The organism is Sandarakinorhabdus limnophila DSM 17366 (genome assembly GCF_945882885.1).
GTDB classification, from domain to species: domain Bacteria; phylum Pseudomonadota; class Alphaproteobacteria; order Sphingomonadales; family Sphingomonadaceae; genus Sandarakinorhabdus; species Sandarakinorhabdus limnophila_A.
Window position 1 is genome coordinate 1 of the sequence record NZ_CAMCWT010000116.1, and the last position, 3,330, is coordinate 3,330.

Below are 3,330 nucleotides of genomic sequence, written 5' to 3' on the forward strand. Positions count from 1 at the left end.
GATGATCTGAAGCCCTGTGATCCGAAAGCGGTGAAGCGCCTCGTGCTGTGCACCGGCAAGGTCTATTATGATCTGCTCGACGCCAGCGAGAAGGAGAGCCGGGACGACGTCTATCTGCTTCGTGTCGAGCAGCTCTATCCGTTCCCGGGTGACGTTGTTGCTGAATATGCAGCGAAATTTCCGAATCTGGAAGCCGTGGTCTGGGCCCAGGAAGAGCCGCAGAACGGCGGCGCCTGGACGTTCGTGAACCCGCTGATTGAGCAGGCAACGGGCAAGCGCCCAATCTATGCTGGCCGTGCTGCAGCGGCGGCGACCGCGACGGGCCTTCTGAAGCGTCACAATGCCGAGCAGGCCAAGCTGGTGGCCGAAGCACTGGGCGCGACGACCACTGAAGTGAAGGCCGCGATCCGCGGCGGCCTCAAGAAAAAATAAGAAAGACAAGAGCATGGCAACCGATGTTATCGTGCCCGCCCTGGGCGAATCCATCACCGAAGCCAGCGTTGGCCAGTGGCTCAAACAGCCCGGCGAGGCGGTGGCGGCCGACGAGGCCATTGTGGCGCTGGAAACCGACAAGGTGGCGGTGGAAGTGCCGTCGCCGGTGGCCGGCGTGTTGGGCGAGCAATTGTTCCAGACCGGCGACACTGTCACGGTTGGCGCGCTGATTGCGCGGATCGTGGAGGGCGGGGTGCCGGCGGCTGCCGCACCGCTGCCGGCCGCTGCCGCCCCGGTTCCGCCTGCTGCCGCGCCGGCGCCGGCCGCGGAAACGCCGGCCTATGACGCCATCAGCCCGGCGGTTCGCGGCCTGCTCGACACTTATAATCTCGATCCCGCCAGCGTCGGCGGCTCCGGCAAGGATGGCCGACTGACCAAGGGTGATGTGCTCGCCGCGATCGAGGCCGGCACTGCCCGCCTGAAATCCGCTGCCACCCCGGCCCCTGCTGCTGTCGCGGCCGCTGCCGCCGCCCCGGCCGAGCGCCGCGAGGAGCGGGTGAAGATGACCCGTCTGCGCCAGACCATCGCGCGCCGGTTGAAGGAAGCCCAGAACAGCGCCGCCATGCTGACCACGTTCAACGACGTGGACATGACCGCCGTGATCGAGGCCCGCGCCAAATACAAGGACATGTTTGAAAAGAAGCACGGCATCCGGCTTGGCTTCATGTCGTTCTTTGCCAAGGCCGTGGTGCTGGCGTTGAAGGATGTGCCCTCGGTGGGCGCCGCCATCGAAGGCGATGAAATCATCTACAAGGATTATGCCGATCTGGGCGTCGCGGTGTCGTCACCCGGCGGGCTGGTCGTGCCGATCCTGCGCAACGCCCAGGCCAAGAGCTTTGCCCAGATCGAGAAGGACATCGCCGATTTCGGTGACCGCGCCCGCAAGGGCACGCTCAAGATCGACGAGTTGCAGGGCGGCAACTTCACCATCTCCAACGGCGGCGTGTTCGGCTCCTTGCTGTCCACCCCCATCCTCAACCCGCCGCAATCGGGCGTGCTCGGCTTGCACAGGGTAGAGGATCGCCCGGTGGTGAAGAACGGCCAGATCGTGATCCGCCCGATGATGTATCTGGCGCTGTCCTACGATCACCGCCTCATCGATGGCCGCGAAGCCGTCACCTTCCTGGTGCGCGTCAAGGAAGCCATTGAAGATCCGGCGCGTTTGCTGATCGACCTGTAACAAGAAAGGCCCACCCCATGGCCAACCCTGAATTTGATGTCGTCATCATTGGCGGCGGTCCCGGCGGCTATGTCGGCGCCATCCGTGCGGCCCAGCATGGCCTGAAGGTCGCCTGCGTGGAAAAGCGCGCGGCGCTGGGCGGCACCTGCCTCAATGTCGGCTGCATCCCGTCCAAGGCGCTGCTCAACGGCAGCCATCTCTATGAGGAACTGGCTGGCGGTCATCTGGCCAAGTTTGGCGTGAAGGCCGACAATGTCTCCTTCGATCTTTCCGCCCTGCTGGGCGAGAAGGACAAGGCGGTATCAGAGCTGACCGGCGGCATCGCGATGCTGTTCAAGAAGAACAAGGTGGAGTGGATCAAGGGCGAAGCCAGCTTCATCGACGCCAAGAGCGTGAAGGTGGGTGATCGCACCATCACCGCGAAGAATTTCGTCATCGCCACCGGTTCCGAAGTGGCCCTGCTGCCCGGCATGACGCCGGATGGGGAGGTGATCGTCACCTCCACCGAAGGGCTGAACCTGCCGAAGGTGCCCGAGCATCTGGTGGTGATCGGCGGCGGCTATATCGGCCTGGAAATGGGCAGCGTGTGGCGCCGCCTGGGCGCCAAGGTGACCGTGGTGGAATATGCGCCGCGCATCGTGCCGGCGATGGATATCGAAGTGGCCAACGCCTTCGCCAAGATCCTCACCAAGCAGGGCCTGGTGCTGAAGACCGCCACCAAGGTGGTGAGCGTCGAACGGACCGGCGCTGGCGCTACGGTGACCGTGGAGCCGGCCGCTGGCGGGCTTGCTGAAACCATCACCGCTGATGTCGTGCTGCTCTCCATCGGCCGCCGGCCCAACACCGATGGCCTGAACCTGGCCGCAACGGGCCTCACGCTCGATGCCAAGGGCCGCATCCCCATCGGCCATGATTTCGCCACCAAGGTGCCCGGCATCTGGGCCATCGGCGATGTGGTGGAAGGCCCGATGCTGGCCCACAAGGCCGAAGACGAAGGCCTGGCCTGCGCAGACAATATCGCCGGCCTGGCCGGTTATGTGAACCACGATGTGATCCCGGCCGTGGTCTATACCCACCCGGAAGTCGGCACCGTGGGCAAGACGGAAGAGGAATTGAAGGCCGCGGGCATCGCCTACAAGGTTGGCAAGTTCCTGTTTGCCGCCAACAGCAGAGCCAAGACCAACCGCGACACCGATGGCTTCGTGAAGGTGCTGGCGGATGCCAAGACTGATCGCGTGCTGGGCGTGCACATCATCGGCGCTATGGCCGGCACGATGATCGCGCAGGCTGCACAGGCGATGGAGTTTGGCGCGTCGAGCGAGGATATCGCGCTGACCTGTCATGCGCATCCGACGCATTCGGAAGCGCTGAAGGAGGCGGCGATGGCGGTGACGGGCAAAGCCATTCACATATGATGCGCCGCCGGCTGCACGCCAGTGCGCCAGCTTTCACGCAGCAAGGCCAGACACGCATACAGGTGACGGCTCGCCCGCTCCCCGCTACAGCCACATCCATGCTGTCGCCCCGCACCACTCGCACCGTTCGCTGGCTCCATCTGTGGACCGGGGTTTTTGTTGGCATCCAGATCATCCTGTGGGTGGTGTCTGGCCTGGTGATGGTGGCGCGGCCGCTGGATGAGGTGCGGGGGACGACGCTGC

Annotated in this window: 2 protein-coding genes and 1 pseudogene; all 3 read left to right on the top strand. The window is 64.5% G+C overall.

Features of this window, described 5'->3' with window-relative positions; all coding sequences use genetic code 11:
- Positions 1-432, top strand: a pseudogene (gene sucA, locus Q7O19_RS13380) (2-oxoglutarate dehydrogenase E1 component); the annotation flags it as partial.
- Positions 433-445: 13 nt separating this feature from the next.
- A complete protein-coding gene (odhB, locus tag Q7O19_RS13385) occupies positions 446-1,672 on the top strand; it encodes a 2-oxoglutarate dehydrogenase complex dihydrolipoyllysine-residue succinyltransferase (protein ID WP_303810982.1) in 1,227 nt (408 codons plus the stop codon).
- 17 nt (positions 1,673-1,689) lie between these two features.
- The gene (gene lpdA, locus Q7O19_RS13390; RefSeq protein ID WP_303810983.1) at positions 1,690-3,087 is read left to right on the top strand and encodes a dihydrolipoyl dehydrogenase; all 1,398 of its coding nucleotides are present in this window, start codon (positions 1,690-1,692) and stop codon (positions 3,085-3,087) included.
- Positions 3,088-3,330: the final 243 nt, after the last annotated feature.